Below are 26,407 nucleotides of genomic sequence, written 5' to 3'. Positions count from 1 at the left end.
CTTTAATAAAATGAATCATCATCTATTTTTCTGATTATTTCTAGTCATTTCAGCTATTAATGTTAACTAATCTCGTTAATACTCAATTCATTAAGGTTAAGTATGCAGAGTTCATTAACTGATGAGTAAGTATCTATCCAAAAGCGGTTATTCACGTTAACAACAGATTGCACCGGTGTATGCCCATGTACAACATAATCAACAGAATCAATGCTTAAACAACCCCCTTTTTCTTCCAACGGACGACTCCATAATGTTTGCCAAATATCATCGTCCGATAAGGTCCCGCTTTGTAATGTCGACCAATCACGCGTTGCAGATGCATGTGACACTCCGACTGTTAAGCCATTCACCTCAATGGTACGCGTTAATGGCATCGCTATTTCAATCAGCGTTTTCCAACGTATCAGCAGATCAAAGCGATCTAAATTATCGGTTAACCATTGCCCATGGCCTGATTTTAAATGGTCCCAAAATATAGATGATTTAAATCCCAGTATAAAAAGTTGCTCATGATTTCCCATTACCGAGTAAAACCACTTCTCAGTTAATAAATTTAAACAACCAATGCTGTCGTTTCCTTTACCAATTAAATCACCAGTGCAAAATAACCTATCTAATTTAAAATCAAATTTAAGCGAAGCCAATTGCTTAAAAAGTTGCTTCAACTGGCCGTGAATATCCCCGACAATATAATCTTTACCGACACGGTTTAGGGCACTATAAACATGTTGCTTGCGTGGTTTAAATTGCATGAAAGTCTCCATAAATAGAAAGTAAATCACCATCCATCGATGACAACTCACATCAGAGTCTCAATTTATTTTTGTATGAGCTTTCCCCAAAACTGAGTGTTAGCTTGGTAACCTGGTTTCAGCATAGAAATAATAACCATCAGTAGGCTCCCCATGAATAGATAAAAGCCAAAACCAACGTCATCGATAGGTAAACTATAATTGTCGCGACTAAGACTGGAAGTATGAATAACCGATTCTGAAATCACTTCATAAAAACGCCAGCCAATTGCCACTAACAACACGAAGTTCAAACTGCGTGAGACAGCTTGCTTTGCACCAAGCAAGTAGCTACAAAGTGTCACTATTGCAATGATATAGAGCCAAGCGGGTGTTGATTCACTCAATGAAAATGAATATCCCCAATATTCACCGAATGTAAATAGACTACTAAACATCAAGCTACATAAGCTACACACAGCGAAGAGGTTCATTAACTTAATACCTGATTTGTCTACTTTTAATACCCTTTCTGCTGTTTCATCAAAAGCTGCTTTTGCCTTATCCAACGACTGTGATTGCTTAAATTCTGTTGATAGATTCTCTGCTCGTTTTTGTGCTTTATTCGCCATTTCAACCGCTCTGTTTTTAATGGTCATAATAGGGTTTCCTTTTAATCTTAAATCGTCATTAATATTATTTTGAATCGCGAGCCTAATGTCTTACTTAACGTTAGCTTGCGATTTAATGTGAATATGCTTAGGTGACGTAAACAAATTAGATTTACGCAACCTACTTATCATTTTGTTTAAAAAGCCATCACAGGGATCGACTGGCTCTTGATAACATTACTTAGAACTGAATCACGTTATTTTTTAAGGTTTCTAACTCCAGTGAAATACCATCTTTATCAGCCTGCTCTGTGATATAGGCAAACTCACACTTATTAATTACCTCTTGTTGGCTTTTAGAGATACGTTTCGTGCCCTTATGTACCCCCGCTTCTTTATAACAAACATTCACCATTTTTATTTTTGCTTCATATTGGCTTTCCCATCCGCTTAGCCAAGTAAGTTGTTCCTCTTGAGTTGATGAACCACAGCCTATTAACATCACTGCAACAAAGCCAGTAGATAGGATTAATTTACACTTGTTGTATAAAAAATTTTTCATCATTTTTCCTTAATAATTTTAGGTTTAAAATTACTTAGCAAGTTTGCTAATGGAATAATAATGTAGGAAAGGGGCATTGAAGCGTAGTGACGTAACTGTGAATTGTTTACGCAATTTATTATCTAAGAAATGAGATTAAAGAGAAAACAGTAGCTTAACTAAAATTGAATTTTTTAAGTCGAATAATATCAATCCATCCCAAAGTAGCCTAGTAGCGTAAAAACCATCAAAAACAGTCGTTTTTAATGGTTTTTTATGATCTATAGTAGTTAACTCAATATAAATTATTATCTTGAAATAAGCGCTTTGTATGCGATTGCTTTGTAATTGTTTAAGTCTTTGTTGCTACTTTTCTTGATGGTTCTTACAGAGCTAACGCCACGAAGTTTATTCAGGGAAATTTCACTATCAAGACCTTTTTTGTTGATACTCTTAACTATTCTAGCGGTTTCTAAAAGTATAACTTGTGAGGCATCAGCCGTTTGATCTACGATTAAAGTAAAAGGATAACTTTCGTCGTAATCTAACTCGATAGTAGAATAATCAACGCCGCTTATTAACTCAGCATCAATTTTATCATCTACGTAGTTTAATAAGTATTCAGAAATTGCATTTTCATAGCTTTGAATATCTTGGTTATAAGTTGGATAAAGGGTTTTAGCTTCTTTTTCGAAGTTTGATTCAAACGTATATTTACTACTTTTAATCGTTCTTAAAACTTTATCATGACCTTTTTTCTTCATTTTAAGATGAAAATTAATATTATTAACAGGGAACTTCATTTCAGCGCGAAAAGCCTTTGCTTGTTCCGTTTTACGCTCGTAAAGTGCTTTTTTCTGTAGTTTCAGAGCATTCTTTGCATCGATAGAAGATGCTGAGCGGATCTCTTTTTGTATATTTGCCAGAAGCAGCTTGGTTTCGTTGTAAGGCTTAATTTTTTGATTAACTGTTAACACTTTCAGTTCATATTTTTTATTCTCCTCATCAATACGAACATCTACATCTTTTACTACAGAATCGTAAGTTTTTTGAGCAGTGACTCTAGATGTACTTATATTAGCGAGGTAGACTTTATAGGCATCAAGAACTTCAGCGTTATCTCCATGTTTTAACAACTCAGTTAATTTATCTAAAGACGGCACTTTTGCATTTATTAAAAATGGATTGGCGGAAACTAGCTTCGATGCATGGTCAATTTCCCGCCTTACTTCCTTAAATTCGTTAATAAGATCGGAATTGACTTCGATAATTACCCGCGAAGTATCTTGCTCAGCAGCAGCCTCACTTACATTATCTTTTATAATAGTTAAATCTGATCCACAACCCGTTAAAAATAGCGCAGATGAAGCAAGCCCGATTAGGGACAATTTTTTTAATTTTTTCATTAATAAGTATCTCTTTTTATGAATTTATCATTTATCGGCGGATGGTTTGGCTGATAACCTGCATCAATATTTGAATTTTTCATCAGCAAGTTATCGTATAATCAGTAGAGAAGTGGTTAAATTGACAGTACCGTTAATTGGCATCACTGGCAGCTTGCAATATTTTTTCATTGACCTTTTTAGTGCCCGAGTAACCACAAAACATACTCACAAGCCAAACCACAAAGGCAAGTGGCGATGCCACTATCGTTATAGCCAGTACAATCGTTAAAATTAATGAAATCACTCCCCACATGATCGACCCCGCATACATTTGCCCAGCACCAGGAATAAAAAATCCAAGCACCAAGGCCACAATTGGGTTCTTTAAGTTATTTTGTAAACGTGCAGCTTCTATCACATCATTCATTATTAACACTCCTTAAATTTTTAGCCGTACCTAGCAGTAATTGCTAATAACGTAAAAGTAACAATTAAATCCTATTTAATGGAGTGACATAAAATAAATAATTTTACGAAAAAATTTTCAATTTTATTTTAATAAAAATAAAGAACATTAAAATTAGTACTCATTTAAGAATATTTTTCATTAAAGGTTTTTTGATTTAAGCTGATAGCATCATTTTTGATAAAGTATTATGAAAGAACCTTTTTATCGGTTTTTAATAACGGCGCACAAATGGATGTGAAGTAAATATGTTTGATTGTTTTATTAGTTACAAAATAGGAGCTGATGATGCATTAGCGCATGATTTTTTCTCAGTTTTTGAAAAACGATGATTTTTCTGTTTTTCTCGATAAAAAAGCGCAGTTACCTGGCACAAATTGGTCAAATGAATTACAGCAATCAATGAAAAGTTCTAATCATGTACTCGCTTTTTTTACAGAAGATTATGTAGCAAGAATGGAACAGGGAAATGCTAATGGTCAGAATTGTATTATTGAAGAGCTGAAACTGGCACTAAAAGACAAAAAAGCTAATCCTAAGATTCTTGCAATAAATCTCAAGCTTTATAAAATTACCTGCATATAATTCAGCCAACTGCTCAGTGGTCATTTTTATATTACGCTTCATACGACGGGTTATAATCTTCTCGCTGAGCAATTAAAAGGGCATAGTCTTCGTTCGTCTTGGTCATTGACTGTTTACTTCCTTGTTAAATCGTTATTTGAGCAATTTAATTTCATAACCAGCATTGGCTAAATAATTTGGGATATACAGAATCGCGTAGAGATCGTATATAACCGTTAACTGATGCTCTAATTTTAAAAAATCAGATAATGGCATCAAACAATTATGCTGTTTTTTAGGTTTGGATTTAATCTCGTTATATTGCCAACCATTTAAATAATGAAAGGCATTCCAACGATTATGCTCACTGCGAATTAGTTTTTCTAACATACAGCTATATTCATTTGGGAAATAACGAATCTTAATAGGCTCCCGCCCCTCTTCCCACAACTTAGGAAGCTCTAATGAATAAACTTGAATAAACTCATCACTTAAGCCAAGTAACTCTCTATCAGATTTTAAAGTACCATGGAACAGCGCTAAATTTAATGTCAGCAGGTCATTCGCGGTTTTGTCAGACTCAACTTTCTGTAATCCCAACGCTTTTAATTTCATATCGATATGTAAGCTTTGTGCTTTGTTAGATAACTTGTCACTCAGCTTTAATGTGTTGTACCACTTGTTATTGATTGCTTCTAAAGTGCTGGGGTCGCTTAAATTATATTGTGCAGTAGGTAAGTATTCCTCTGCGTATTGATGGTTCACAAGCTTTGCGATTAGCTCATGTTGTTCATCTAACACATTCTCACGCGTACAAATATTTTTTACATCCGCAAAGGTGAAAAACTGTTTAAAACTACCTTTATCAGCATCTATAATTTTGCTCATATTATAATTATTGAAACTGGCAAAACTGATACGTGTCGTTAATTCACCGTCCGTTGCTTTTGCCAAATATGTTTTATTAAATAAATCAGCGGTAATACTCAGGTTTAGCCCTTCATCGTCATAACAAACAACAACATGGGTTAAGTTATCTTTAAACCATAAGTCATCATTCTGAAAATAGGAAAGCGTATGACAATTACAATTAACGGCCTCTAGAGCAAGCACATTTAAAATTCCAGGATAACGCTTAATGACTCTCTCTTTAAAAGCGGATGCCTGATTATCCACTAAGTGAATAGTCAGTTTATTTTCGTTAGGTAAATGAGCGAGTTTAGCTGTGAGGTAAATTATATTTAGCGCAAGTTCACCATCACCTGCAACAACGATGTTGTAATCATCATCACTGTCAATGATCTCACGCCCTTCTCCATCGATAAAGTTCCCTTTTAAAAATGCTTCTGCAGCTTCTTCATAAAAGGAAAAGGTTTGGATATCTAATTGAAGAGTCTCATTTTCAGCGTTATTGGGGTTAATAAAGTTCTGATGGAAAAGTGCATTCAGGTCTTGGTTAATAATGTGCACAACCAACTTTAGTGGAGTTGATCTTTTATCCTGTTTATATTGCTCAATAATAAGAGTTGCTAATTCAACATTTAAACGGTCATTACCTAAAGCGATAACGCCACTCTGCATCGTTACAAAATTCAATATCTCTAATTTTTTATCGTTAAAAACATCACCTTCAACCACTCCCATGCCAAACTTTTTGAATAGATCTAGTTTGTCATTTTGTTTGTTTTTTTCAAAAATAACATAAGCACTGCTGTTGGCCGCCATTTCATTATTTAATAACGCGCTATTAAATTCGCCAAGGCCAAACACAGTAATATGTTCTTTTTGTAATATGGCTTTAACTATTCTCTGGTTTACCGAATCTTTAAAATAGATCAAAATTGCAATTACAGAAGCAGAAACTATTGATGCAAATTCTAGTGCGCTGCCAACCGAATTTGTCATTCCTTTAGGAAATGGGGAGTCCATTACAAAGCGTAATATAAATGCCAGTATACAAACGGTAGCAATGGTTATAGCTTTATTTTCTAGCAAGTAATAAACAATGCTTGGGTATTTTTTGTTGTGATTTACATTCATATTAATTTTTCACTATTGTTTTTATAACGTTATCTGAGCGTTCCGATAGGTTCATCTATACACATAAATCTGATAGTGAAACAACCTCATCACTGACAAGCACAAGGCAACCGCATGAGTCCTTAAAATTAATCCAGCGTATCATTTAGACCTGCTATGAGTATTGCTTCGAGGTAAGATGTTTCATCAAAGCTCCCTTTTACTTTGCTGGAATGCTTCCTTTTGTTGGCTCAACTCTTAACATATTAAGTGACATTTGCCGTAACATCGCCCAATTCACCGCTCCATGATTCTGATATATTTGTCATTTATTTTCTTCCATGGACTCATCTTGAACCCAATGCAAGGCATTATCAAGTCCCCAGTGTGCACGTATTGACTTTGCAAACCTTTGTGAACTTATGTAATACCGATAATTTAGCTGTGGTTCTTTGCCCTTTTCCTGGCGTTAGCTTAGGCACATGCCCAATGTGGTTAACTTTGGTTAAATTTTTATCCGAGGTAAGTTGTCCATGACATTTTTCATATAGTGAGCTCTCGCTTCCAGTGGTCCTCTATTTTTCTCAACGATTAGCCCTAGCCCATCTATTAGGCTAATCTTGATGTATGAGAAGGCTCATATAACTGCTTTGTGTATCGTACCTTGATTACCTTTAACCGCTAATAGATAGTCACCGCCATTCCTAATAATTTTCTCAGGTATCCCTCTATTTTAATTTCTTTTAGTGGCTGATTTACTTGGCCAAGTACGAGCTTATTTACACAGGAGAAAGCCTTTACCATGAAGATGGTTGATTGTCGAGAATTTCGATCATATGAACCTCTTAAGGTTTTTCCATCGATAGCGATAACCTTACCGTTAGCCGACTGTTGTACAGCTTTGATCCAACTGGAACACATTCTTTTAAAAAGCCTTTATCTTTAAACCAATCCTGATGACCAATGACATAGTCATGAATTTTAGACCAACCTTCAGCCAGCGATAACACCACACAAAGTGATAAAAATGACATCCAGCAATGGATAGGTCACTTTAGCTGATTGCCGTGCATCTGTGACCTCATCAAAGTGAGTAATAAAGGCTTCTAGGTACATCTGTTAGCTCTGATTTCATTAAAAAGGAGTATAAGTTCATACCTCGCCTCTTTGGTCAAACCGCTATTACAAATTGTTCAATAAACGTTCAGGATCTTGCTCCGTAAATATAGTGTTACTAGATTGAGCCCGTTGTCGCTAATGAGTCCCTTATCATATATATAGCTTTTAAATTTTCGATAGTTGAAGGATGATATTCACCGAAGTAGGTTCTCGATGCATCATAAGCCAAGTTAAAATATTTTAGGGACATTCCCAACTCTTTAATTTGCGTGTAGTGAACCCCAATGTTATAGGAAATATTCGCTACATCCTCTTCATTATGTGGGAATTTACTCACTAGATTTAGTAACTCCGTATATATAGTTAAAATATCATTTGCTTCAAATCGCTCGTCACCAACATTATCTATTAAATCTCTAACCTGATTTGAAAGATCAATAATCCGGCCTTGCTTTACTGGTGATGTTAAAATTTGATAACTTGAATTTAACGATTTTAATGTTTCAACTATGCATATACTTGCTAGATTTAATTGGGTAGTTTTAATATAAAGCATTGAAAGATTAAAAAATGTTGATGGAAAGCTAAATTTATTATTAAGGCTGTGTTCCTTATGGCAGTTAATACTCTTGATGTAACAGTTTTCACTTTCTTTTAGTAAACATAGCCTTTTAAAGGTTACAGCTAAATTATTATAAATAGTAACTAAAAAATGTGGAGATATGCTTAATAGCTCCACTTGCTCTAATGAGTAAATGGAATATTGCTTAGCTAAATCATGGTAATAGTCATCATCCCAGTCTATATATAAATTTGCTAAATTAATCAGTACATCGAGGCTATAAAATTTATTAATACCGGCTGTATTATCTTTATTATATTCCCTTAATGATTTTTGAAATGATGATTCTGCTAGTTTAAAAAAAACGCTTCCTCTAGCACTTATTCCTATCGAATTGTATATTTTAGCTAGCTTAGAAGGGTTAATTTCTTTTACTTTTAATGCTTGTTCTAAGGATTTCTCCATATATGGCATGCGCTGATATCCGGTTAAGCCAATTGCGTACTTTTGGTATATACCACTTAGCATTTCAGGATTATCGTTAAATAATTGCTCTCCATAACTTAAAAACGATTGAAGTATGTTGCTTTTATTACTGTTCAGCAGAAGAGTCGTAATTAAGTTGTAGACATCAGGGATTACCTCATTTAATTGTTTATATTTTTCGACAATTTTTATAAAAAAGACATCATCCTTTGCTAAATAATTAAGATATACAATGATATCTTCTTGTTGATTGCTTTTAACAAAGGCTAAGTAGTTATCAATACTTGATAGAAAATCAGCGAGCCCTTCATTGTTATTAATTTTAAATAAGTTCCATGGCAGCTCGACATAACTTCGCTCTGTTTGGTTACTGGTAAAATATTTTATTAACGCTGAGTGAATGGCCAGTTTATCACCGTCATACACTTTTTGTTTTAATGTTTCTGTAATTGCTTCATTGGATAATGTTAATAATAAATGTCCGTTGGATTCATACTCATGTAAAAAAGGTCTTATCTGTTCGAATATTCGCAACCATACTGAAGTAGGAAATCGCCTCGCGCTAACTCCCTCTATAATAACTTCAAGGCTATTAAATCCTTCTATTTCATCTAAAAGGAAAGAATTATCACTTAATAAATCGATGATTTCTTTTTCAGTTAAACCTGATTTGGAAGAGATAATTAAACCAATAATATATTTGACGACGTTATGATTATGGTAATGTTTTGACGTTAAATTTTCACGAAACCAATCAATTGCAGTAAATAAGTTATTTGGCAAATTTAATTGCCAATGATTACTTTGCCAATGCCTAACTTCTTCAAAGATAAACCGTAAATAAAGTGGTGAGCCATCGCTTTTGGCAAAGACCTTAATAACGTATTCAGATTGCTCTTTACTTAATGTTCTTTGGATAGTTTTAAGCCATAGTTTTAAACAGCTCAAAGCCTCTTCTACATAAAAAGCAGTTAAATTAATGTGGTTATTATCGTCTATTTTACTCGATAACAGTGCTGAATAATGTGTGATGCGGTTTGTAGTCATTAAAGATATTACTACCTTTAATGTTTTTGGAAGTTGAATAGGTAACCACTGAAGAAAATTTTCATTGTGGAGCTTATCTAAACCATCAATAAATATGATGGTTGGAATGCTGATTTGTTTCAGTAGCGTTTGAATTTGGCTATAAAAATTATCATTTTCAGTTTCGTATTGTTCCGGTACTTGCAAACAGTTATTTAAAGCAAGATCTTGTATTAAGGATTCGAGCATTCTTCTTGTATGAGAAGAAGTAGAGCTAACCCCTATAAATTTATAGCAAGTGATATAAGATGAGCACTTTTCAGCTTCAGATGCTGCTTTTGCAATTAATGCTGTTTTTCCTTGCCCAGCAGTACCATTAATGATGAGTGGTTGTTCCGAGCTTCCTTCGATATAAGTAGCAATTTTAGCTAATTCAGCTGTTCGGCCAACAAATGAATCCGTGAATGTACTCTTAAATCTAGCCTGTCGATCCCTTTCTTGACTCAATGAATCAATATTTTTTACGTCATTAATATGTTGATTAACTGCTTCAGTAAGCTTTTTAACCATAAAGTGTTCAAATTCAAGCAAATAGTGTTTATTTGACAAATCAGCACTATTTATTTCTGCAAAATCAATAGTGCTACTTAGCCAGTTAACTGGTGGAATAGCTTGCTTAAGTCGTTGGTTAAATGAGGTTGAATCATCGATATTTTCATCTACAAATGAACTTGAGGTAACTTCTGATTGAGATTCGCTATGACTTATTCCTTCAATCTTATTGATATTTCTATTGAAGGCGTAAACGTACCCGCAGTCTAAATTAGAAGAATTATTATCTTTGGTTGAGTCTATTAAATCTTGCTGATTTTTGGCTAATTTAACATATTGAAATACACCTTCTAATACTTCAGACTCTGTTGCTGAAACGAAGTACTTATTACGTTGATTTTCAGTTACTTCTCCTCGTGTAAACAAATGTCCAATAGCATATTGCAAAGCATTACGAAGAATAGATTCATGCAAGGTCCAATGAATATTGCTTTCTTGTTTTTCATCATTCAGTGATATAAAATCTTTGCTAAAAAGCTGGCCTGTTAAAATATCATTATATGCTGTGTTGTCACGACGCCTAAGAATATAGGCATGATTATCTAGCTTGTTAGAGAGGTGATTTTTGTCTTCAACATACCAATATTCCAAATATTTAAGTGCTTCTATTTGTTTCTTGTCGTGAGTTTGTGCAATAAAGCTTATTATTTTATCAAACTCAATTTTATCAATCGCGTCTGGAAGTGGTATCCAGCCATACCTGTTACCATTTAAAATAATGAAGTTAGGGTATGGGTATTGCTTGCAGCTTCTTACTTCGTTTAAACATAACTCAAGTGTCTTTTGGTTTGCTTGAGCTTCGGCATTAATTCCCCAGCGCAAATCTATTGGATGAAATTGAAAACCTTTTTTCTTACAGTGTTCGTCAATTCTTGGAAAAACTCTTTCTTGTAGAATTTGTCGTTCAACTTTAAAGTCTGCGAATGTTGAAGATACAAATAACCTAAATGTCCTTAAATGATGCAAGTTAAACTTCCCTAAAAGTAAATTTTTATATTTAAATACAGCTTTTGTTACGTATATTATCTCGAGCTTAAAATAATTTTAACATTGATTGCAAATATTTTCATTTCAACTTTGCTATAATTGTATTTTTTAATATCGGCATAAAAAGTACCTTGTTATTATCAGATTAAGTCGCCAAATATAAACTAATCACAAGTCTAAAAATTATCACTATAATTGTCTTAAGCCAACACCTAAGACAACTGTTTAATATAAAATTGTTAAATAAAACGTCCAAGCGACAGGGTTTCTGCAAATTCATGAGTGTCATTATCGTATTACTAAATATGTAGAGCATCCGCATGAGTACTTAAAATTCACCCCGCGTATCATTTAGACATACTATGAGTATTGCTTCGAGGTAAGATGTTTTCATCCAATCTCTCTTTTGCTTTGCTGGAATGCTTCCTTTTGATGACTCAACTCCCCAGTGCACACGTAATGACTCTGCAAACCCTTGCTCACCGAGTTGGGTTGAACTTATGTAATACCGATAATTTAGCTGTGATTCTTTACCCTTTTCTGGCGATAGATTAGGCACATGCCCAATGTGGTTAACTTCGGCCAATTTTCTTCCCCAGGTAAGGTGTCCATAGCATTTTTCACATATTAAGCCCTCGCTTCCTGCCGTCATAAATTTTTCGCAACGATTAGCCCATCTTATGGGCTGCTCTTGATATCTTAGAAGGCCGTTATAACTTCATTGTGTAGTGTAGCGTACCATGATTACTTTTAACCGCTAATAGATAGTCACTGCCATTACTAACAATTTTATTAGGTATCGCACTAATTTCATTGCTTTTAGCGGCTGTTTTTACTTGGCCAAGAACGAGCTTATTTGCACAAGAGAAAACATTAACCATGTGAATGGTTTATTGTCGAGAATTTTGATCATATGAACCTCGAAAGGTTTTTCCATCGATGGCGATAACCTTACCATTAGTTGACTGCTGTACAGCTTTCATCCAACTGATAATGCAGTCTCTAAGCTGCTCAGGATCTATTCTAAAAACAATACGATCGATAGTGTCATCAACCACCTTTAAATATAAAAAAAACCACTCAGTGATTGTTCAAAGAGTGGCTGTTTTGTCGTTTGTATAAAACTTATAAAGAATTCACGAAAGCTTTTAACTTCATATCTCTATCAATGAGTAACGGATAATCTGTTCGCCCCTCCATTGGCCAACCATTGCGCCAAGTTTGCTTGTCACTCACGCCCCAAAACGTAATACGACCTATGCTGTCGCTGTGTTTTTTATAGAGAGCAAACAAGTTTTGATAGCGGGATGCTAATTGCTGTTCTACTTCAATAGGTAAACCTGCAGCGTACGGGTTATATTGTTGTTGCAGTGCGACATCTAATGAGATGTCGGCGCCTGCAGCTAAGTTTTCAGGAAATGGCAATACTGAAATATCAAGCTCTGTGACCATGACATCAACGCCTGCTGCTGCAAACGCAACAATTGAATCTTCAACTTGATTGAAGTCAGGATAATCTAGTGAATAATGCGCTTGCATGCCAACACCATCAATTTGAATGCCTTTTTGTTTAAGGCGATTTATCAACTTAATTGCACCTGCTCTTTTCTCAGGTTTAAACATGTTGTAATCGTTGTAATATAGTTTGGCATTAGGCGCCGATTGATGTGCATATATAAAGGCTTGTTCAATAAAGTCATCACCAATAATTTGCTGCCATTTTGATTCACGCAAACTGCCATCTTCATTAAGCGCCTCATTCACTACATCCCAAGCAAATATTTGATCAGCATAACGCCCGGCAACAGTTTTAATATGTGTTTCCATAACCTTTAATAGTTGCTCACGATTTATAGGGGTTCCAGCATCATCTTCGAACACCCAATCTGGCGTTTGCGAGTGCCAAACAAGAGTGTGCCCAACCAATTGTTGATTGTTGTTCATAGCAAAGTTTACTAATGCATCAGCAACGTCAAATTGATATTCATTAGGTAGCGGATTCACTGACTCCCATTTCATCGAATTTTCAGGCGTGAAGGTATTGAAGTGTTTAGCCGCTAACAATAGCTCTGGATCGGTAGGGTTCAATACTTGAGATTTACTGATTGCTGTACCCATTTTAAAGTTTTCAGCAAATTGATTTTTTAAAATAATATCTTGAGTCAATGTTGCTGGTGCTTCAGGTTTTGCTTGCTGAGTGACACCTTGGCCACTATTACAGCCTGACAGCCCTAAAACTACCGTGGCACAACCTGCAATTAACGATTTATTGAATTTATTAATTATTTTCATTACTTTCCATGTCCAGCTATTTGTAAGTAATCTGGCCGAATATTAATGCAATACATCGACCAAACAAGGTTTATAGTTGTCGTTTAATCGGATCTAATTAGTGACTGACAGTCTCTCATCCGAATAAATATTGGCTTTAATTACAGGCTCTCAATTATGCCTGCAACTAATAGCCTGCTAATACCAAGGTTAGAAATGCCTAACTGATGAGTAAAGTTTTCAGTTGGTCTCCCCTTTTTGTAAATCAAGTCCAAAGCACTCATTATGATTATTCCTATACTGCTAGGTTTTAATGAGAAACCATCAAATAGTCTTTTGGACAACAAGCTATTCTAAAATAGACTATTTGGCTGCTTAATAAAACATTTATGTAACAATAATTTTATATTCACTGACGATTTAACTTCACCATCAAACGAATAATTACAGTCGTTATCACCATTAGCCGTTAAAGCCAGTACCAAATGGCTATAAGGTTTATCAACCATTAAGATCAGGAATATGAAATAACAACAATGTCTATCAGCGGCGCTAAGCATTCAGCTTGAAATCGAATGTCTAGTTAAACAGTGCATTTAATGCAGGCTTAGGTTGGTGTTTTCTATCCCATAGCAGCGGATAATTGGTGCGGTTCGGAATTGGATAGTCATTTTTCCACGACATTCCATCATGTAATCCCCAAAATGTGACTCTATCGATCTTTTCACGCTTTGCTTTGAATATATCAAATAGCTCTGTATATCGTGCTGCTAATTTTGCTTCAATGTCAGCGGGTAAATGATCTGAATATGGATCTAAGTAAGTTTTAAATTCTTGCTCTTGAAACTGCGGGTGCATAAACCCTTGCCCAATAACTTGCCCTTCTTTGGTAAATGGCAACACATCAATATCGAGTTCAGTTATCATCACCTTCACCCCCAATGCTGCGTATACATCTATTGCGTCTTCGATGAGATGACGTTTAGGAAAGTTGAGCCCCCAATGGGCTTGAATCCCTATTCCATCGATCTTAATGCCCTCACGTTGGAGCATTTTAATCATTTTAACAATGCCATCACGCTTGGCCGGTTTCCAGGCATTAAAATCGTTATAGTAAAGTTCAGTATTGGGCGCATACTTGGCGGCAAAGGTAAAAGCGGCTTTTGCCACTTCATCACCATTGCCGATGACACTAGTCCACACGGTTTGACGATAGTTGCCATCATCACCAATGACTTCGTTGAGAACATCCCAAGCATCCACTCTGCCACGATACCTTCCTGCAACTAACTTAATGTGTTGCTCCATACGTTCAATTTGTTGTTCTGGAGAATTTTGTTCACCATTTTTTTGTTTGAAAAACCAATCAGGGGTTTGGTTATGCCACACAAGCGTATGCCCAACGACGAACATATCGTTATTTTTACCAAAATCAATAAATTGATCCGCTGCCGTAAAGTTGAATTGATCTGGAAGTGGGTTAACGATTTCTGCCTTCATGGCATTTTCAACGGTGATGGTATTGAACTGTTTGGTGATAATTTTTGCACTAACGGGATCAAGCCCTGAGACTATTTCATAATTTACAGCGACACCAATTTTAAAATCATTTTTAAAATGTTGCTGTAAAATATTTTTATTATTTGAGTCATTTAACGTTGCCTTTTCTTCTGCTGAGCTATGAGCTGAAAACATTATCGGAAATATTGTGACACCTAACATTGCCACCAATTGTTTTAAGCCCTGATGTTTTAAAAATAACGTTTTTAAGATTTGTCTCATTCTTACATCCTTTGTATAAAATAGTGTTAACCATCTTATTAGGATCCTTAACTAATAGTCAATTTGACTACTGCATTTATGTTTGTTAACTTGGTGTTGCAACGCTGTTCTAGGTCGTTAACTTTATTGCTCAAACAGATCCAAGAAATTGCATTAATGACAATACTCACAGAGACATTTTTATAATGAATACAATAAGTAATATAATGATAAAAAGATTTTTTACATTTGGAGTATTGGCAGCTTTTTCATCACATTCCATAGCAGTTGATAAGCTACACAGTATGGATATAAAAGATACAATCCCTGAAATAATAGAAAGTTGTCCTAAAAACATACTGCCTCTTGCAAGTGACTTATCACCCCTGTTAATTACTTCTGAGCTAAAATTCTTAGAAGGGCCAACTTGGTCTAGGTTGACAGGTAAATTTTATTTTTCAGAAATGGATTTTAATAGCCCTCAAACAAATGGACCAGAAGCCACTATTTATTCATGGAGCGAGCAAGACGGTATTGAACTTTTTATTGAAAATAGCGGTACCAATGGACTACTAGCTGAGAATAAACAGTTAATCAGCATGAATCATGATACGCGTTCAGTGAATACATTTTCACTAACGACCAAAGAACGAATGTTAATGGTTAATGACTATAACAGTGCAAAATTTAATTCTCCCAATGACCTTATCAAGCATCCTTCAGGAGAATTATTCTTTACCGATCCCGACTGGCAACTAAGTGAACGACCACAACAAACCCCCTTCACTGGCGTGTACAAAGTCAGTGAAGATAATAAAGTTACTTTACTATCAACAAAGTTCATTAAACCCAATGGGATTAGCTTGTCTTCTGACAATAAAACCATATACATCGGAGATTACAGTCATCAAATATTTGCACATCAACTTACCAAAAATAATGAGCTTGGGGAGTTGTTGTTCAAAATAAACATTGATACACCGGATGGAATTAATGTGGATTGCGCAGGAAACATCTATGCAGCCAGTCATAATGAAGGTAATTTATATGTTTATAACCCACAGGGCGAATTACTTCAAAGCGTTTATATCGCCCCTAAAATTACTAACTTGGCTTTTGGTGGACAAGACTTAAAAACCATTCTAGTCACTACTGGCAATGGTTTATTTACCTTTAGATCTAATATCCCAGGTATAACTCCAACTCATTCAAATTAATCTAATGTCTTAATAGTGGTGTCAATACCTTTTCCAGTTGCAGCCCAATATATTCCGCCATATAAATGAGCTAAGAACAGGTCATTTTGATAAACAGGTTTGATGTGACCTAGTGATGTATAAAATGAGCGGCCGCCATCATAGTTCTGGTACCAAGCAATGGGATGAAAGCTTCCCATACCTTTGCCCTGCTTAGTGCCCCAATCAGCGTTAGGGTTATAACTGGTTTCATCGACAGTCAAAAGATAATTCAGCCCCGTTGAATTAGCTTCACCAAACTCATACCATTCGTCAGTCCACAGCATCTTTTCAGGCATTGACTCTAGACCAGGAAATTCACTAGACACTTTAGACAGCCTAGCTGTTTGCACCACCGGGTGTATAACGAAAGTATGCCCAACGAGTTGTTGATACCATTGCCAGTCGTATTCTGTATCAGATGCACTGTGAATACCGACAAACCCTTTGCCCGACTGTATATAGCGTTTCAACGCTTGTTGTTGCTCATTAGACAGAATATCACCTGTCGTCGACAGAAATACCACTACATCAACATTGCTGAGATATTCGTCGTTAAAGTAATGGCTTTCTTCATGCCAAATCAAATTAAAATAATGTTTGTCTGCTAGCAGTTCTAATGCCGTAACACCTGCTGGAATTGACTTATGATGCCAGCCATTTGTTTTAGTAAACAACAGTACGTTGAATTGTTTGTCAGGCAGAGAGTCAAAGCTCGTTGCATGAGCTGATTTATTAATAGGCAGACAAAAGACGACAAGCAAAAAAACAAACAACAAATGACTAATGGTCAAATTGGATTGAGGTACTTCGCGCTTAAAAAACTTATTCATTATCATTAGTATCCTAGTTAAATTTAATGAATAGATTGGCTGTTAACCTTCCAGTCATTGGATTGGTATTGATGTCTGATTCTGGTATTACCAGACTAGAATGCAGTAACTGACCAGGGAAAATAATCAGCCTATTTTCTTGGTATGGGATCACTTTATAACATTCAAAATCTGGATGATGCTCACCACAATAACCACTGTGTGATATCGTATTTACTGTCGCTTGGTATTCAGGTAAACGCCCTTCATTAATAAATTCATAGCCACTGCTTCTATGTCGATAAAATGCTGTACCACCATGTTGATATTTAGATAAGTAATGAATACAGGCAATCAGGTTTGGTTGATAAGTATCAAAATGCGGAATGGTTTGTATTAATGACAAATCAGTTTCCTGTGTTGTCAGTAACGAATAGTAGTTATCACGTGGGCTTGGAGTAAGCTCCCGAGGCAAGTTAAAAACGCTATATAAAGGCTGCATCAAAGGTTTGAGATAGGAAACCACATCAGCTTTAGACATGGCAGATCTTATTCCCGGATATTGAGTATGCTTGTCCTGTGTAAAAAATGCGCCAGCAATAATGACATCACGAACAAGTGCTATATCTGCAATATAATCATCAATAATAACAATAGGTATTCTACTGTTACCAATATACTCAACGCAGGGTTTTATATTAGAATTAATACTGAACATAGCGCTTTACAGTATATTAGATTTACAGTAATTATTAATGAAATCAATATGGTTAGGCCAGCTATTAACTCGACGCTTGATAGACTGTTTAATTGTCCCTAAAAATTGTGCCAATTCTTGATCTGACATGTTATCGACAATGGGGTGATATTGTTCAGGTAACAACCCTTGGCCTAACATCACTTGTAACCATGATGCTTCGCCAAACAACTCTTGATCTGTTTTATACACTTGGCCACTTTGTTTAAACATATCAATTCGTTTTTGTAAGCTCTTTGGTATATCCATTTGCTTGCAGTAACGCCAAAATTCACTGTCTTGACGTTCAGTTACATGGTAATGAAGTACAATAAAATCACGAATATTTTCTATTTCTACTCGCATTTTCTGATTAAAATCATCAACAACACCGCTTTCCATGGCTGTTGTTGGTAAATTTTGCATTAATCTTACTATGCTCTGTTGGATCAAATGAATACTGGTTGATTCTAGCGGCTCAATAAAGCCACTGGATAACCCAATAGCCACACAATTTTTGTTCCAATGCTTGCGTCGTGTACCGGTGCGAAACTTTAATACCCGAGGTTCATTAAGTTGTTCACCTTCAATATTTTCCACTAACAAGGCTTTGGCTTGATCATCAGTTAAGTACTTACTACAAAATACCAATCCGTTACCCATTCTATTTTGTAGTGGAATTTGCCATTGCCAACCTGACTCTCGCGCAATAGAACGAGTATAGGGTACTAATGGTTTTGTTTGTTTAGTTTGTACTGCCACAGCACTGTCACAAGGTAACCAGTGGCGCCAGTCGTCATAACCAGTATGAAGCGCATCTTCAATCAACAGGCCTTTAAAGCCAGTGCAGTCAATGAATAAGTCACCAGCAATACATTCACCATTAGCTAACGTTAATGAATCAATAAAGCCATTCTCGTTATTCAAATTTACCTTGGCTATTGTTCCTTCGATACGATTTGCGCCGTGCTTTTCAGCAAAGGCTCTTAAAAAGCGGGCATATAAGCCTGCATCAGTATGAAAAGCATGGTTTCTATCTTGGTTAGGTAGCACTGCAAATTTACCGACACGACTTGCTACATGCTCCGGGCAATAGTCGCCGATGTCGCTAGCAACGCCTTGATTAAAGCCTTTAAGCCAAAAATGCTGAAACCCCGCAGCCCAACAACTTTGACCAATATAGCCAAATGAATGCATATAGTCTTGGTTAACATCTCGCCAATTCTCAAATGAGATACCTAACTTAAACGTGGCATTGGTAGCCGCCATAAAGTCGGCTTCTTTAATTTTTAATAAGTCATGAAACACATGCAAGGTGGGTATTGTGGCCTCGCCCACGCCTACGGTGGGGATCAAGTCCGATTCAACTAACGTCACATTAATATTTTTACCTAATAACTTTGAGAAAGCCGCTGCGGCCATCCACCCTGCAGTGCCGCCGCCAGCGATTACTACATTGGTTATTTTTTTTGTCATGTGAGTCGCCTACAAAATTTATTAGTACTAATGGAATTTGTTTTTCTAACTTATGATAAATTTTAAATAAAATCTATATAAAACAGTTTGATAAACTTGTTTAAAACGCTTTAAAGAATATGAAAATTACTAGTGTGTTTGCTGCTTATTTCTAAGTTCAACCAACTTTCTTATATGGGCTTGTGAAGCAATGATCATATATATTGCTTCTAGATAACCCTCTTTGTGCAGATGCAGTACTTTTTCTGCTGATAATTGACCCAATATATCTTCGTTAATGGAATAAAAGCCGATCAGTTGATGTTTGCTGGCATTGTTTAACTCAACGTCGATAGTGACCGCTTCCAATAACTCATATCTTGTAAGGACTTCGATAAACATTTTATTTTCATCAACACCTTGGTGAAGCAACTCCAACATATTGGCAATGTTTTCTAAATATTCACTGTTACCACCATAGGGTAGAAATAGCTCAATACCTGTTTCTTCATTCACTCTTGGGGAGTCAATATCAAGCGTAATTACACGTTGAGGTTCAGTGTTACTGCTTAGCGTTGATTGCTGCATTCCAATATAAAAAGGCATTCTTTGCATTGAGATAGGGATATAACTGGCATCCCAATGACCATCGTTTAAGAATAGATTCTCATTATTAGTAAAGCCAAATAAAGTCACTGGGGTAAATTCTCCCGTATCAGCATTCTTTTGGAACATAATCGGATAATGAGCTTGCACGGTTTTAAATTCCGCCACAAATGTTTGGGAAAACCACTGGTCATCGCCGTATTTTGCAGAACGCTCGGTAATGATTTTAAGGTCTTTATGTTCAATGTTATTGAGCAGTACATGCTTGGCCATGGGTATACCCTTTGATAATAATTGATTACTGTTGAGTCATGCGTGAATGAAGAACTAACCATACAATTTGATGATTTTTGTGAAGACAATATGCATATTTAACAGCGAGTTGTGATTAGCTTTAAATTCAGTTTTTGTACTAGATTTAGATAAAGGGTGATAGCGACTGGGGGCAGCCGCTATCATTTACAGCTCGCTACTAGAACGTATAGCGAACCCCTAAACCATATCTTGCGCCAGTTTGTGTTGTTTCAAACACTAATTGGTTTTGACGACCATGTTTTCTTACGGCTTCTTCAGTGATGTTAATACCTTCAGCAAAGACGGTTAGGCCCTCAACAGCAGGAATATCATAACTAACATTAAAGTCTATTTGATAATATTCTTCAGTATAAATAGGCGTAGTTAAATCACCGTTAACTCTTTTGTCTGATAAGAATTGATCGCGCCAGTTATAAGCTATACGAGCTTGAAAACCGTAGTTATCATAGAACAAGACTAAATTTGCGGTATCACTTAAGCCAACCAATGCTTCAGTATCTTCCAGCGAACTATCATCATATTGCAGGTCAGAATCAACCATGGTGTAGTTAGCTATCCCCCCAAAACCTGAGTCCCAAAATAGATGTTGAACGTTGAATTCAAAACCATCGATAGTATGTTCTGTATCGCCATTCACAGGGACATTAAGGTTAAATACTACACCTTCATCTGTTAATGGGTCGCCAACAATACTACCGCCATCAAGCAGTCCATCTTCATCAAAATTTGGTGTTACATTTGGATCATCTGCATAATTTTCAAAGATATAAGTTCTAATTTGTTCATTTGACGCATTAGCACCTAAAGCAGTAACTGCCGCATTAAATTTATCGCCATTAAGTGGATCTGACAAATTGAAAATATCAGATTGTTTCGATCCATAACTAATCCAGTTCGACACGTCTTTTTTGAAGTAGCCGATAGATGCATAGCTTCCTTCGTCGTAATACCACTCTGTCGATAAGTCGTAATTGATTGACTCTAATGGCTCAAGGCCAGGGTTACCTGAACTACCGGTATAACCGCTTAAGTTACCGCCGGTATTAATTGTGGTTCCACCTAGTAATGAGTTATAACCCGCACGAGAAATCGTCTTACCCGCAGCAGCACGGACACGTAATTCGTCAGTTACATCAAGATTGAAGTTAATGTTAGGTAAGAACAAATCATAATCTGCACTTTGACTTAAGGTTTCAATACCTGTTTGCCCTGTAACTGAAGTCGATGTATCTTCATTCCACTCAACACGGCTATAACCTGGTGCTGATGCTGTTGATACCACATCTGTTTGCTCATAACGTAAGCCAACATGCACACTAAATGGCATATCAAACATGTCACCTAAGTAATTGGCTTGAATGTAAGCAGCGGTGGTTTCTTCTTCAGTAAAGCGGTTAGTATCAGCATCCCACTGGGTTGAAGCACAGAACTGGCCTTCACCATTAGGTCCAGCTGCTGCGCCTGATGCGGCCTGACAGTCACCATATAAACCATCAACATTAGCTACGGGATCTGCGTATTCTGCAGCATTAATAATTTCGTCAAAATCAGCAAAGAAAATACGATTGAATAAATCATAATCACTTTGAGTCGCTGTTCCTTCAAAATTGCCAGTGCTGTCATCAAACTTGTCTAAGATGGTGTCTTCAGTCCAATTAATATCTTCGAAATCACCTTCTTCACCCACTCCGCCCCAATCAGGACGTTGTACTTGAGTATGGCGATAGCGGTTATTAACTGTATTAACTGACACACCAAAATCGATACTTAAATCACTGTTTAAATGATACTTACCATCCAACTGAGTTTGATCAATTTCTGAAGTATATTTATCATTGGCAAACCAACTACCCGATAAACGCATGGTACTTGGATTAAAGTTCTCAATATCACCGATAGCAATACCAGGTAGGCTTCCTGTTAAATCAAGACCAGAACGAGTACGAGTATATGAAGGCAGTTGAACATTGTTTCGCGTACCATGGCGCGGATCAGTTGCTTCCATATTGGCTTTAGAGCTGTGATGATCCAGTGTTAACACTAAATCCTCAGTTACTTGCCAATCAATATTTAACCCTATTGAATCTGTGATTTCTTCACGGCCCCAAGCACCTACTGTTAATGAAGTATCTCGCAAATCTGCAGGGCTATTAATGTCATAAATTTCAGAGTAAATAAGGGGTACAGCATTGGGCTCGCCAGTCCATACTGATTCACTTCGATCACCTGCATAGTTAAACCAAACTGATGCATCAGTGTGTTGCTCTTCAATAGTATTTCTAAAAGTCGTGTAATCCGCTGTAATAGTTAACGTTTCTATAGGACGGTATTGCAGCGTTAATTGACCATTAATACGTTCACGTTGACGTTCTTCAATAACATAACGTGGCTGTTGAGGGTTTGAGTAAATTCCAGATGTTGGACGGTTTGAACCACCGGCTTCACCAGCAGGAACACCACCCCAACCTGTATTGGTGTAATCACTTGCGCGATACCCCTGATCTTGAAGGAATTGTTTCATACCACTTTCGCGTTCTTGATAACTACCCGATATAGCGATACCGAATGTGTCATCAGCAAAAGTCTGTGAATATAAACCACTCAGTTCAGGCGTGACACCACCAGTCTCAGTTGATTGATCATCAACAGCTTTACCTGAAATCGTTGCTGTTAAACCGGGCGCGCTTAGTGGTTTAAAACTGGTTAAATTAATTGTCGCACCGATACCGCCAGAAGTAACACTGGCATCTGAAGTTTTATAAACTTCAACACCTGATACACTTTCTGCAGCTATATTTGCGAAATCAAAGGTACGGCTACCTGTAGTGTTCGGTAGTTGGCGACCATTTAAAGTAATTAAATTTTGCTCTGACCCAAAACCACGTACAGTGACAGTACTCCCTTCACCGTTTGAACGATCAATCGAAACACCAGTGATACGTTGTAATGATTCAGCTAAGTTAGTATCAGGGAATTTTCCGATATCTTCAGCAGAAATAGCATCGACTACGCCATTTGCTTCTCGCTTTAAATCCATTGAACGGACTAAACTGCTACGAATACCTGTAACTTGAATCACTTCTACTTCATCAGTTGCTTCATCAGCAAAACTGTTCTGTGTTGCAGCCATAGAACCTAGTGCTGCTAGAATTGAAGTGGTTATTATCTTTTTATTAAACATTTCACTCTCCCCTCGCTTCGTTATTGCCAATATGGCAATGACTCCTTTTTAAATTAGTGACTTCCCCAGAAGTCACTAATTTCTTGATTTAAAAATCCAATAAAGAGTACTAACAAAGACGGCAATCGATTTCGTATGTTATTAAATCGTTAAATTCAATATAAAGCTATAGTTTGTCGATTCTCTGCTCATTTATTGCTTTATTAAATGTGTAAACTTTTCTGCGTTATTAGGCTTAAAACCTAATTGGTTACCAGTAGTTAGTCTTTATGACTATTACTTATTTGGGCAAATAAAAATCACAACCTAAACTATGATTTCTTTATTCATAAGCCGTTATTGTGATTATCTTTCCATTTTCATCGTGAAGTAATTCTGTTTTTTTAACGCATCGTAAATGTGTCTGACCCTTTGATAAAGTAGAGTCATGGTAAAATAAAAACCATTTGCCTTGATGGGATACAATTGAATGATGATTTGTCCAGCCTAACACTGGGTTTAATATCACTCCTTGGTAAAAAAAAGGCCCATAAGGGTTATCACCAATACCATATGCGATATTATGGGTATCGCCTGTTGAGTATGAAAAATAGTATTTACCATTATATTTATGAACCCATGACGCTTCAAAAAAGCGGCGTTCATTGTCTTCAGTTGTGATGGCGTTTCCATCTTCATCAAGGATCACAATATCTTTCACAGGTTCGGCAAGTGACAACATATCGTCTGATAGTTTAGCCATCTTTGCTGGTAATGAAGCTTGATCATCAGCTGGATATTGATCTTCAGATGAAAATTGTCCTTGATGCCAGTTTTGTAATTGACCGCCCCATAAACCACCGAAATATAAGTAATAACTACCATCATCATCTTCAAAAATAGCAGGGTCGATACTAAAAGATCCTTCGATGTAACTGTCTTCAGCGATAAATGGCCCTGCTGGAGATAAACTTGTCGCAACGCCTATTCTGAAAATCCCTTCTAAATCTCGTGCGGGAAAATAGAAATAATAAGTACCATTTTTATGCGCTGCATCTGGCGCCCAAAGTTGTTTGCTAGCCCACTTAACATTCTCAAGACTTAATGCGACACCATGATCAATAACTTCATTTGTGTCATTCTCAATAGACAAGACATGATAATCATTCATTGCAAAGTGGTCGCCATCATCATTAATAGCATTATCTGTTTCAATATCATGAGAAGGATAAATATATATTTTATTATTGAAAACATGAGCAGATGGATCTGCTGTATAAATGCTAGTAATTAATGCTTCATCCTTTTGTTTAAAAGAATTGGCTTTTTTAATATCTAATGCTTGCTTCCTTTCAGCATCACTCACTTCATTATTAATCATGATTTCCCTTTTATTTACGGCAGAAGCCATAACAATTCCTCAAAAATATTTATAATATGTTTAATTCACCAGCACATAAGTAAGTTAAACCTTAATTATTATGAATAAGGTTTCTTAACTTCACTTAATTTCAGCCAGGTTTAATTGAATCTTTTTAACTTCTAATTCTGTTAATCGATATTTACTAATAACAACTAGACAAACAACCGTGCAAATAATAGGTATACCAGCGAAGGCAAGTAAAATACCTGATAGTGTATGATCTGTTTGCACTTGATTAGGAATATAATCATAAGCTGATAATATCCAACCAGCTAACGCCCCACCAATTGCAAAACCAAATTTAATTGCCAGTAAATGTCCAGAAAATGTAATTGCAGTCAGTCTTTTGCCGATTTTCTCAACACCATAATCAACAGTGTCAGCAACCATAGAAAACATGATGGGCGTTATGATCATATGTGCAAAGTTAGCAATGAAATAAGTCACAAATATAAGTGCGATTTGATTACTATCAATGACGTAAAATAATGAATGAGAAATGATCACAACCACTAAAGCCACTTGAAACAAAATCTTTTTCTCAATGAATTTAGAGAGGAAGTTAGTCGAGATTGCCCCCAAGACTGAACCAACTGCCGCCAAGGTTAAGAAGTTTGATAGTAAGTCCTCATCACCGATGTAATATTTAATATAGTGCGGTGCAACAGATGCTCGAATTCCGATAAGGATCAACGTAGCAAGACTAATAATCGCGATAACAAGCCATTGGTCATTTTTAAATAGCTGAAAAAAGTCTTTAAAAATACTCTGAGTTGAGCGCTCATGTTTATCAGTTTCGTTGGTTAATGTTTCCTTTGTCATTGCAAAACACAATAAAAAACAAACTGCAGCTAATGAGCCCATGAATATCATCGCTAGCGGATAACCAACAGCATCTTCGCCTTGACCGAAATATTCAACTAAACGCGGTATTGCCCAAACGATAACCACTAATGCAGCCATTGCCATGGCAAATCGATATGATTGTAATGATGTACGTTCTTTAGGATCTGACGCCATCACTCCGCCTAATGCACCATAAGGAATATTAATTGCGGTGTAACATGTCATTAACAGTCCATAAGTAACGTAGGCATATATGAGTTTGCCTGTGCTATCAAAATCAGGAGTTATAAACGCTAAACAGGCTAATAGACCGTAAGGTAATGCTAAAAATAGAATGTAAGGTCTATATGAGCCCCAACGTGTACGGGTTCTGTCGGCGATTCCGCCCATAATTGGATCAGTGAATCCATCAAACAATCGTACTGATAGAAGTAATGTGCCAGCTGCAGCTGCCGACAAGCCATAAACATCGGTATAGAAAATCAGCATGAAATTAGCGACCATTTGAAACACGATATTACTTGCAGTGTCCCCAAGGCCATATCCAAGCTTTTCTTTAATGCTGAGTTTATTAATAAAAGTGTCCATTACTGTTCCAACTAAAGGTTATAGTCACAAACACTATATCAAACCATTAACATTGTAAACAATTTTGATTAACTTTTAACAGGA

18 protein-coding genes and 2 pseudogenes are annotated in these 26,407 nt (G+C 36.2%); 2 read left to right on the top strand and 18 right to left on the bottom strand.

The window, feature by feature from the left end:
* Positions 1-62: 62 nt before the first annotated feature.
* From L2737_RS16230 to L2737_RS16210, 5 genes are all read right to left on the bottom strand, one after another.
* A complete protein-coding gene (locus tag L2737_RS16230; RefSeq protein WP_248956404.1) occupies positions 63-755 on the bottom strand; it encodes a metallophosphoesterase in 693 nt (230 codons plus the stop codon).
* 65 nt (positions 756-820) lie between these two features.
* Positions 821-1,393 (bottom strand): hypothetical protein, encoded by a 573-nt coding sequence (locus L2737_RS16225; protein WP_248956403.1) that lies wholly within the window; start codon positions 1,391-1,393, stop codon positions 821-823.
* 193 nt (positions 1,394-1,586) lie between these two features.
* Complete coding sequence (locus L2737_RS16220; protein ID WP_248956402.1) at positions 1,587-1,907, bottom strand: hypothetical protein; 321 nt, start codon at positions 1,905-1,907, stop codon at positions 1,587-1,589.
* Between the two features lie 287 nt (positions 1,908-2,194).
* Positions 2,195-3,292, bottom strand: a complete 1,098-nt coding sequence (locus L2737_RS16215) for a hypothetical protein (protein ID WP_248956401.1) — start codon at positions 3,290-3,292, stop codon at positions 2,195-2,197.
* A gap of 133 nt (positions 3,293-3,425) precedes the next feature.
* The gene (locus L2737_RS16210) at positions 3,426-3,701 is read right to left on the bottom strand and encodes a hypothetical protein (protein WP_248956400.1); all 276 of its coding nucleotides are present in this window, start codon (positions 3,699-3,701) and stop codon (positions 3,426-3,428) included.
* Between the two features lie 339 nt (positions 3,702-4,040).
* Between L2737_RS16210 and L2737_RS16205 the strand changes: the two genes are divergently transcribed.
* On the top strand, positions 4,041-4,325 hold the full coding sequence (locus L2737_RS16205; RefSeq protein ID WP_248956399.1) for a toll/interleukin-1 receptor domain-containing protein: 285 nt from the start codon (positions 4,041-4,043) through the stop codon (positions 4,323-4,325).
* Positions 4,326-4,457: 132 nt separating this feature from the next.
* On the opposite strand, the gene L2737_RS16200 is transcribed toward L2737_RS16205, so the two are convergent.
* The 6 genes and pseudogenes from L2737_RS16200 to L2737_RS16170 all read right to left on the bottom strand — a co-directional run bounded on the left by L2737_RS16200 (position 4,458) and on the right by L2737_RS16170 (position 15,168).
* Entirely contained in the window at positions 4,458-6,344 is a 1,887-nt protein-coding gene (locus tag L2737_RS16200) for a hypothetical protein (protein ID WP_248956398.1), read from the bottom strand.
* A gap of 128 nt (positions 6,345-6,472) precedes the next feature.
* Positions 6,473-7,439 (bottom strand): annotated as a pseudogene (locus L2737_RS16195) (ISAs1 family transposase).
* A gap of 118 nt (positions 7,440-7,557) precedes the next feature.
* Positions 7,558-11,094, bottom strand: coding sequence for a DUF4062 domain-containing protein (locus tag L2737_RS16190; RefSeq protein ID WP_248956397.1), 3,537 nt, complete (start codon positions 11,092-11,094; stop codon positions 7,558-7,560).
* Positions 11,095-11,443: 349 nt separating this feature from the next.
* Positions 11,444-12,170 (bottom strand): annotated as a pseudogene (locus L2737_RS22515) (ISAs1 family transposase); the annotation flags it as partial.
* 70 nt (positions 12,171-12,240) lie between these two features.
* On the bottom strand, positions 12,241-13,407 hold the full coding sequence (locus L2737_RS16175; protein ID WP_248956395.1) for an endo-1,4-beta-xylanase: 1,167 nt from the start codon (positions 13,405-13,407) through the stop codon (positions 12,241-12,243).
* 558 nt (positions 13,408-13,965) lie between these two features.
* Positions 13,966-15,168 carry an endo-1,4-beta-xylanase gene (locus L2737_RS16170; protein WP_248956394.1) on the bottom strand — a complete coding sequence of 401 codons (1,203 nt, stop codon included), beginning with the start codon at positions 15,166-15,168 and terminating at the stop codon, positions 13,966-13,968.
* A gap of 185 nt (positions 15,169-15,353) precedes the next feature.
* Between L2737_RS16170 and L2737_RS16165 the strand changes: the two genes are divergently transcribed.
* The gene (locus tag L2737_RS16165) at positions 15,354-16,364 is read left to right on the top strand and encodes an SMP-30/gluconolactonase/LRE family protein (protein WP_248956393.1); all 1,011 of its coding nucleotides are present in this window, start codon (positions 15,354-15,356) and stop codon (positions 16,362-16,364) included.
* On the opposite strand, the gene L2737_RS16160 is transcribed toward L2737_RS16165, so the two are convergent.
* The 7 genes from L2737_RS16160 to L2737_RS16130 all read right to left on the bottom strand — a co-directional run bounded on the left by L2737_RS16160 (position 16,361) and on the right by L2737_RS16130 (position 26,323).
* Positions 16,361-17,215 (bottom strand): ThuA domain-containing protein, encoded by an 855-nt coding sequence (locus L2737_RS16160; RefSeq protein ID WP_248956392.1) that lies wholly within the window; start codon positions 17,213-17,215, stop codon positions 16,361-16,363. The genes L2737_RS16165 and L2737_RS16160 overlap by 4 nt on opposite strands.
* 13 nt (positions 17,216-17,228) lie before the next feature.
* The gene (locus tag L2737_RS16155; RefSeq protein ID WP_248956391.1) at positions 17,229-17,912 is read right to left on the bottom strand and encodes a DUF6445 family protein; all 684 of its coding nucleotides are present in this window, start codon (positions 17,910-17,912) and stop codon (positions 17,229-17,231) included.
* Positions 17,913-17,918: 6 nt separating this feature from the next.
* Positions 17,919-19,406, bottom strand: a complete 1,488-nt coding sequence (locus L2737_RS16150; RefSeq protein ID WP_248956390.1) for a tryptophan halogenase family protein — start codon at positions 19,404-19,406, stop codon at positions 17,919-17,921.
* 129 nt (positions 19,407-19,535) lie between these two features.
* Positions 19,536-20,264, bottom strand: a complete 729-nt coding sequence (locus L2737_RS16145) for a SapC family protein (protein ID WP_248956389.1) — start codon at positions 20,262-20,264, stop codon at positions 19,536-19,538.
* Positions 20,265-20,463: 199 nt separating this feature from the next.
* A complete protein-coding gene (locus L2737_RS16140; RefSeq protein WP_428848397.1) occupies positions 20,464-23,487 on the bottom strand; it encodes a TonB-dependent receptor in 3,024 nt (1,007 codons plus the stop codon).
* Between the two features lie 322 nt (positions 23,488-23,809).
* Positions 23,810-24,877 carry a glycoside hydrolase family 43 protein gene (locus L2737_RS16135; protein ID WP_248956388.1) on the bottom strand — a complete coding sequence of 356 codons (1,068 nt, stop codon included), beginning with the start codon at positions 24,875-24,877 and terminating at the stop codon, positions 23,810-23,812.
* 90 nt (positions 24,878-24,967) lie between these two features.
* Positions 24,968-26,323 carry a glycoside-pentoside-hexuronide (GPH):cation symporter gene (locus L2737_RS16130; RefSeq protein WP_248956387.1) on the bottom strand — a complete coding sequence of 452 codons (1,356 nt, stop codon included), beginning with the start codon at positions 26,321-26,323 and terminating at the stop codon, positions 24,968-24,970.
* Between the last annotated feature and the right edge of the window lie 84 nt (positions 26,324-26,407).

This window comes from Shewanella electrodiphila (assembly GCF_023283985.1).
Classification (GTDB): domain Bacteria; phylum Pseudomonadota; class Gammaproteobacteria; order Enterobacterales; family Shewanellaceae; genus Shewanella; species Shewanella electrodiphila.
Note: the sequence above shows the minus strand (reverse complement) of the source record. Positions and strands in the feature narration are given on the sequence as shown.

Coding starts and splice junctions, on each gene's coding strand:
- L2737_RS16230 (WP_248956404.1), bottom strand. CDS start 755: ATGCAATTTAAACCACGCAAGCAACATGTTTATAGTGCCCTAAACCGT.
- L2737_RS16225 (WP_248956403.1), bottom strand. CDS start 1,393: ATGACCATTAAAAACAGAGCGGTTGAAATGGCGAATAAAGCACAAAAA.
- L2737_RS16220 (WP_248956402.1), bottom strand. CDS start 1,907: ATGAAAAATTTTTTATACAACAAGTGTAAATTAATCCTATCTACTGGC.
- L2737_RS16215 (WP_248956401.1), bottom strand. CDS start 3,292: ATGAAAAAATTAAAAAAATTGTCCCTAATCGGGCTTGCTTCATCTGCG.
- L2737_RS16210 (WP_248956400.1), bottom strand. CDS start 3,701: ATGAATGATGTGATAGAAGCTGCACGTTTACAAAATAACTTAAAGAAC.
- L2737_RS16205 (WP_248956399.1), top strand. CDS start 4,041: ATGATTTTTTCTCAGTTTTTGAAAAACGATGATTTTTCTGTTTTTCTC.
- L2737_RS16200 (WP_248956398.1), bottom strand. CDS start 6,344: ATGAATGTAAATCACAACAAAAAATACCCAAGCATTGTTTATTACTTG.
- L2737_RS16175 (WP_248956395.1), bottom strand. CDS start 13,407: ATGAAAATAATTAATAAATTCAATAAATCGTTAATTGCAGGTTGTGCC.
- L2737_RS16170 (WP_248956394.1), bottom strand. CDS start 15,168: ATGAGACAAATCTTAAAAACGTTATTTTTAAAACATCAGGGCTTAAAA.
- L2737_RS16165 (WP_248956393.1), top strand. CDS start 15,354: ATGAATACAATAAGTAATATAATGATAAAAAGATTTTTTACATTTGGA.
- L2737_RS16160 (WP_248956392.1), bottom strand. CDS start 17,215: ATGAATAAGTTTTTTAAGCGCGAAGTACCTCAATCCAATTTGACCATT.
- L2737_RS16155 (WP_248956391.1), bottom strand. CDS start 17,912: ATGTTCAGTATTAATTCTAATATAAAACCCTGCGTTGAGTATATTGGT.
- L2737_RS16150 (WP_248956390.1), bottom strand. CDS start 19,406: ATGACAAAAAAAATAACCAATGTAGTAATCGCTGGCGGCGGCACTGCA.
- L2737_RS16145 (WP_248956389.1), bottom strand. CDS start 20,264: ATGGCCAAGCATGTACTGCTCAATAACATTGAACATAAAGACCTTAAA.
- L2737_RS16140 (WP_428848397.1), bottom strand. CDS start 23,487: ATGTTTAATAAAAAGATAATAACCACTTCAATTCTAGCAGCACTAGGT.
- L2737_RS16135 (WP_248956388.1), bottom strand. CDS start 24,877: ATGGCTTCTGCCGTAAATAAAAGGGAAATCATGATTAATAATGAAGTG.
- L2737_RS16130 (WP_248956387.1), bottom strand. CDS start 26,323: ATGGACACTTTTATTAATAAACTCAGCATTAAAGAAAAGCTTGGATAT.